Raw genomic sequence first — 6506 nt, 5'->3', positions numbered from 1 at the left:
TTCCCTTCGCCCGCTCCAGATCACCACGAAAAGCCAACCAGTCCGGTTGGCTTTTTCGTTCTTGAACGGCCGAAGGAGTTTGTGCGTGACTGATTTTCTCGACTACCAGGTGGCCACGGTCGGCGTGGCCGGTTTTCCGGTACCGGTGACGGGGCTGACTTCGGGCGAGACGAATGGTGGCCTATATTCGGTGTTCATCGCGCCCGGCCTCGCAGTGCACGTGGCGGCGGACGAGGTCAATCAAGCCGGCTTCACGGCGCGGCAGTTTCTTGAGCAGTGCGCCGATCACGTGGCCATGAAGGTCGCGAAGTCCGATTCGTCCCTTGCCGCCTCAATGACGCTGTTCGATTGGGTCGCGGCGCTGCATTTCTGCCTGGCGACCCGGCGCGAGACCGAAGAAGACGCGCGGCGCTCGATCGCGATTCTCCTGAATGCGCGCAAGGATCTGCTCGAACTGGTGCGTGGGAAGACGCACTGAGCGTTCCGCGATCGCTGCTGCCGCTTACTCCCCCCCCTCGCCCAACCCGTACTTCCTGATCTTGTCGTGCAACGTCGTCTTGGCGATGCATAGCGCCTCGGCGCTGCGCGCGAGGCTGCCGTTCGTGCGGCGCAGGGCGTCGGCGATGAGGGCGCGCTCGAAGGCTTCGACGGTTTCGGCGAGCGGGCGCGGGCCTTCTTCGACGGCGTCCCCGAAAGGTGGTGCGCTGCGCTCGATGCCGAGCACGCAGCGGTCGGCGACGTTGCGCAGTTCGCGCACGTTGCCGGGCCAGCGGTAGCCGACGAGTTGGCGCGTGCAGGCCGGGTCGCACTCGGGCACCGGGCGGCCGTGGCGCGCGGCGGCTTGCAGCAGGAAGTGCTGGAAGAGGAGCGGGATGTCCTCGCGCCGTTCGCGCAGCGGCGGCAGGGCGACGGTGGCGACGCTCAGGCGGTAGTAGAGGTCGGCGCGGAAGCGGCCCTGATCGGATAGGCCGAGCAGGTCTTCCTTGGTCGCGGCGATGACGCGGCAGTCGATGGGAATCGGCGTGTTCGATCCCAGCCGTTCCAGCGTGCGCTCCTGCAGCACGCGCAGCAGCTTGATCTGCATGGCCAGCGGCATCGCTTCGATCTCGTCGAGGAAGAGCGTGCCGCCGTTGGCGTGCTCGATCTTGCCGATGCGGCGTCTGGCGGCGCCAGTGTAGGCGCCGGCCTCGTGGCCGAAGATCTCGCTCTCGAACAGCGTTTCCGGCAGGCCGCCGCAGTTGATGGCGACGAAGTTGCCCTTGCGTCGCGTGCTCGCCTCGTGCAGGCAGCGCGCGACGAGTTCCTTGCCGGTGCCGGTTTCGCCCTGGATCAGCACGTCGGCGGCGCTGTCGGCGAGCCCTGCGATCATCTGCCGGACGCGCTGCATCGGGAGGGCGTTGCCGATCAGGCGCGCTTCGATCTGGTCGCGGCCTTCGAGGCGGTAGCGCAGGTCGCGCACCTCGATGACGAGGCGGCGCTTCTCGAGCGCGCGGCGCACAACTTCGACGAGATACTCGGGCGCAAACGGCTTCTGGATGAAGTCGTAGGCGCCGTCCTTCATCGCCTGCACGGCCATCGAGACGTCGCCATGGCCGGTGATCAGGACGACGGGCAGTTCGGCGTCGATGGCCTGCACCTGACGCAGGAAGGCCATGCCGTCCATGTGCGGCAGGCGGATGTCGCTGACGATGATGCCGCGGAAGTCCTTCTGCAACCGGCGCTCGCCCTCTTCGGCGCTGCCGACGCTCTCGGTCGCGATGCCTTCGAGCTGCAGCGCCTGCTCGCAGCCGAGGCGGACGTCGGGGTCGTCCTCGATGATTAGAACTTTCAATGAGTCGCTCATGGGCTTGGCGGCTCCTTGGCCAGCGGAATGTCGAGGGTGAACACGGCGCCGCCGTCCGGGTGATTGGCGCCGGCGAGCGTGCCGCCGCAGTCGCGCACGATGCCGGCCGAGATGGCCAGCCCGAGCCCGAGGCCGACGCCGGCTTCCTTGGTCGTGAAGAAGGGTTCGAAGAGATGTGCCATCGTAGCGGCGTCGAGGCCGGTTCCGTGGTCGCGTACGCCGACGCGGATCATCCGGCCGTCGACCAGCGCGCCGTCGATTTCGACGAGCGGCGCGGCTTGCCCGTTCATCGCGTCGAGCGCGTTGCCGATCAGGTTGACCATGACCTGTTCGAGGCGGTTGGCGTCGCCTGGCGCCATCAGCGGATGCGCGGGAAAACGGGTCTCGATGCGCGCATTGCTTGCCGCTAAGCGCTGTTCGAGCAGCGCGACGGCGTGGCCGACGACCTGGCAGAGGTCGACCGCGCGCAACTGGCCGCGCGACTGGCCACGCGACTTGCGCGCGAAGGACTTGAGCTGGCCGGTGATCTGTCCCATGCGGTCGACGAGCTGGCCGATGCGTTCGAGGTTGGCGCGCGCCGTCGCCTCGTCGCCGCGTTCGAGGAAGCGGGCGGTGTTGCCGGAGAGCGTGCGCAGGGCGGCGAGCGGCTGGTTGAGCTCGTGCGCGATGCCGGCCGAGAGCTGGCCGATGACGGCGAGCTTGCCGGCCTGGACGAGCTCGTCCTGCGCCGCCTGCAGCGTTTCCTCGGCGCGCACGCGCTCGCCGATCTCCGCCTGCAGCTGTTCGTTGGCCGCCGAGAGGTCGGCGGTGCGCTCGTGGACCTTGCGTTCGAGCTCGTCATGCGCCTGCTGCAATGCCTCGCGCGCGGCGAGGCGGTCGCTCAGGTGGCGGCGCCACTGGTAGATCATCATCGCCAGAATGCAGAGCAGCAGCGTCGAAATACCGGCGACGGCGGCGCGGATCGCGCTGATGTCATCGACCGACTCGAGATGACTGAACACGGTCAGCGTCCACGGTGCGCCGGGCAATGCCTGCGACTGGGCGAGAAAGGGCCCGGCGACGGCAAAGGTGGAGACGGTCTCCTGCGGATCGCGTGCGACGCGCACGAGCCGGGCACCGTGTCCGAGCAAGGCGGTTTCGCGCACGCCGAGCGGCTGCAGCGCGCGCCGGTTGTACTGTTGGGTGCGGTCGAAGGCGCTGCGCGTGCTCTCGTCGAGCGGGCGCAGGGTGGTGAATTTCCAGTCGGGCACCGAGCTGAGGATGACGACGCCGTTCTCGTCGGCGACGAGCACCGGCGCTTCGACCGTCGACCACGACTTCTCCAGCTGGTCGAGGCCGACCTTGATGATCGCCACGCCGAGCGTGCGTCCGCCATCGGAGAGGGCCGACGAGAGGTAGTAGCCCGGTTCGCTGCGCGTTGTGCCGATGCCAAAGAAGCGGCCGCTGCCGCTTTCCATTGCATCGCGGAAATAGGGGCGGAACGAGAGATCCTCACCGACGTAGCTGTCGGCGCGCCGCCAGTTGCTCGAGACGAGGACGCGACCGCTGGTGTCGATGACGTAGATGGCGAGCGTGCCGGCACGTTCGTTGAGTTGTTCAAGGTAGCTGTTGATCTGCGCCGGCAGGTGCGGGCCGCCCTGCTTCTGCAGCAGCGCCAGCACGTTGCGCTCGAGGCCGAGCGTCGCCGGGAAGTAGGCGTACTTGCCGATTTCGCGTTCGAGGCTGGCCGAGTAGAGGTCGAGCCGGTGGCGGCCCGTCGCCTGCAGCTCGGCAAGGCCCATGCTCTGGCTCACCTTGTACGTCGTCCACGCAGCGGCCGCGATGAGCAGGCTGAAGGCCAGCAGCAGGGCGGCGAGACGCAGCGGATGGCGGATGCGCATGGAGTCGGACACGGGACGGGCTTTCAATTCTAGCAGCGGTGTTTCTGACAAAAGGGCGCAAAGAGAAACTGCCCCGGAGCGGTCGGGGCAGTTTCGTGATGCATCGCTACGGCCTTATTGATTCGGTACGGTAATGATTGAAGTTCGTTCGCCCTGAGCGTGTCGAAGGGGCGGGCTTCGACAGGCTCAGCCCGAACGGGAGTTGAGACTTCTTCGTGCCGGATCAATAGGGTTGTAGCGGGATCGGTGAAGCCGGATTCCGTTATTGCCACTTGGCAAGCTCGAGCTCGCCTTCCGACTTGGCGACAATCGCACTGCCGGCCATGTCGCCACCGACGTTGAGGCAGGTACGGCCCATGTCGAGCAGCGCATCGATGCCGAGGATCATCGCGTACGCCGCAGCGATCGCCGAACCGGCTTCCACCTTCATGCCGATCGATTCGAGCACCATCAGCAGCATGATCGCGCCGGCGCCCGGTACGCCAGCGGTGCCGATGCTGGCCAGTGTGGCGGTGATGATCACCGTCAGCTGCTGGTCCATGGTCAGCGGGTTGCCCGTCGCGTAGCCGATGAACATCGCGCAGACGCCAAGGTAGATCGCCGTGCCGTCCATATTGATGGTGGCGCCGAGCGGCAGCGTGAAGGAGCAGATGTTGCGCGGAATGCCGAGTTTTTCTTCGGAGCAGCGCATCGTCACCGGTAGCGTGCCACCCGAGGAGCGCGTGACGAAGGCGGTGATCATCGCCTCGTTGGCGCCCTTCAGGAACTTGAAGAAGCCGAGGCCGGCGACGGCCATGATGCCGCCGTAGCTGATGACCAGATGCACGAGCAGACCGACATAGACCGTCAGCGTGACGAAGAGCAGTGGGCCGAGCGCCTTGGCGCCCTGCTGCGCGAAGACCATGGCGATCAGGAAGAAGACGCCGATCGGTGCGTATTCCATGATGCCGCGCACGATCTTGTACATCGTCTCGGCGGCCGCGTTGACGAGCTGGAAGAGCGAATCCGCGCCCTTGGCGACGACCGGATCCTTCGAGTCCTTGACGTAGGCGATGGCCAGGCCGAACAGGACGGCGAAGAAGATGATCGGCAGCACGTCGCCCTTGGCCAGCGATTCGGCCGGGTTGGTCGGAACGATGTTGAGCAGGATCTGCGACATCGTCGGCGATTCGGCGGCCTTGCCCTGCACGGCGGCGTCACCGACGATGCCCATGCCGGCGCCCGGCTGGAAGACGTTGGCGAAGGCCAGGCCGATGGCGACAGCCAGGGCCGAGGTCGCGAGGTAATAGACCATGATCTTGACGCCGACGCGGCCGAGGCGCGACGGCGCGATGCTCGCGGCGCCGGCGATCAGCGAGAAGAGGATGACCGGTACGACGATCATCTTGAGCAGGCGGATGAAGAGGTCGCCGAAGAACTTGGTGTTATCGACGAAGGCCTTGACGGTTTCCGGGCTGCCGTAGCCCAGCACGATGCCGACGACGGCGCCGAGAACGAGGCCGATCAGAATCCGCGACAGCAGATTCGGTTTGAAATACCAACTCAACATGGTTGAACCCTCCAGTGGTTATGCAAAAAAGAAACGGAAGAACGGATCAGTTCTCGAACTTGGGATTGATCAGGTTCTCGAACGAGAACACCTCTTCCCAGCGCTCCTGCGTCAATAGCTGGCGCTCTTCGACGACCACCGCGTGCAGCGACTTGCCCGTCTGGTGGCATTCGCGCGCGATTTCGGCGCATTGCTTGTAGCCGAGCAGCGGCTTCAGGACGGTGATGATGCCGAGCGAGTTGAGCACGAGGTCGTGCGAGCGTTCGACATTGGCGGTGATGCCCTGCACGCAGTTCACACGCAGACTATTCACGGCGTTCTCCATCGTCGAGATCGACTTGAACAGCGCGTAGGTGATCACCGGCTCCATGACGTTCAGCTGAAGCTGGCCGGCCGACGCGGCGAGTGTCACCGTCAGGTCGAGGCCGATGACGAGGAAACTCGTCTGGTTCACCACTTCCGGGATCACCGGATTGACCTTGCCCGGCATGATCGAGCTGCCCGGCTGCATCTGCGGCAGGTTGATCTCATTGAGGCCGCAGCGCGGGCCGGACGAAAGCAGGCGGATGTCGTTGCAGATCTTGGTCAGCTTGGTCGAGGTGCGCTTGAGCACACCGGAGAGCAGCACGTAGGCGCCGGTGTCCGAGGTGGCCTCGACGAGGTCGCTGCCGAGGATGAACTTGCAGTCGGTGAGTTCGGAGAGGTGCTTCGTCGCCAGCTCCGGGTAGCCCGGCGCAGCGGTGACGCGCGTGCCGATCGCCGTCGCGCCGAGGTTGATCTCGTGCAGGAACTGGCGGACTTCGGCGATGCGCTCGACTTCCTCGCCGATCGTCGTGCCCCAGCCGTGGAACTCCTGGCCGAGCGACATCGGCACCGCATCCTGCAGGTGCGTGCGGCCCATCTTGAGCACGCGTTCGAATTCCTTGCCCTTGGCGAAAAAGGCGCTCTGCAGCTTGCGCAGCGCCTCCATGTAGCTGGAGAGGCGCAGGATCAGCGAGAGGCGGAACGCCGTCGGATAGACGTCGTTGGTCGACTGGCCGAAGTTCACGTGGTCATTCGGATTGACGTACTGGTACTCGCCTTTCTGGTAACCGAGCTGTTCGAGCGCGAGGTTGGCGATCACCTCGTTGGCGTTCATGTTGGTCGACGTGCCGGCGCCGCCCTGGATGAAGTCGGTGATGAACTGGTCGCGCATCTCGCCGGCGATCAGCCGGTCGCACGCCGCGATGATCGC

The 6506-nt window shown here is 65.7% G+C and carries 5 protein-coding genes; 1 reads left to right on the top strand and 4 read right to left on the bottom strand.

The window, feature by feature from the left end; genetic code table 11:
- Positions 1–85 precede the first annotated feature (85 nt).
- Positions 86–478 (top strand): hypothetical protein, encoded by a 393-nt coding sequence (locus tag KBA32_RS15915; RefSeq protein ID WP_294361008.1) that lies wholly within the window; start codon positions 86–88, stop codon positions 476–478.
- A 24-nt stretch (positions 479–502) separates the two neighbouring features.
- Here KBA32_RS15915 and KBA32_RS15910 read toward each other — a convergent pair whose 3' ends face one another.
- The 4 genes from KBA32_RS15910 to KBA32_RS15895 form a co-directional block, all read right to left on the bottom strand.
- Positions 503–1843, bottom strand: coding sequence for a sigma-54 dependent transcriptional regulator (locus KBA32_RS15910; protein WP_294361006.1), 1341 nt, complete (start codon positions 1841–1843; stop codon positions 503–505).
- Complete coding sequence (locus KBA32_RS15905) at positions 1840–3735, bottom strand: ATP-binding protein (protein ID WP_294361002.1); 1896 nt, start codon at positions 3733–3735, stop codon at positions 1840–1842. The genes KBA32_RS15910 and KBA32_RS15905 overlap by 4 nt, the downstream gene beginning before the upstream one ends.
- 250 nt (positions 3736–3985) lie before the next feature.
- Positions 3986–5272, bottom strand: a complete 1287-nt coding sequence (locus KBA32_RS15900) for a dicarboxylate/amino acid:cation symporter (RefSeq protein ID WP_294361000.1) — start codon at positions 5270–5272, stop codon at positions 3986–3988.
- Between the two features lie 46 nt (positions 5273–5318).
- Positions 5319–6506 (bottom strand): aspartate ammonia-lyase (locus KBA32_RS15895; protein WP_294360999.1); only part of this gene is annotated, 1188 nt, incomplete at its 5' end.

This window comes from Propionivibrio sp. (genome assembly GCF_017995515.1).
Lineage (GTDB): Bacteria > Pseudomonadota > Gammaproteobacteria > Burkholderiales > Rhodocyclaceae > Propionivibrio.
The sequence above is the reverse complement of the archived record's forward strand: the minus strand, read 5'-3'. Positions and strand labels throughout refer to the sequence as shown.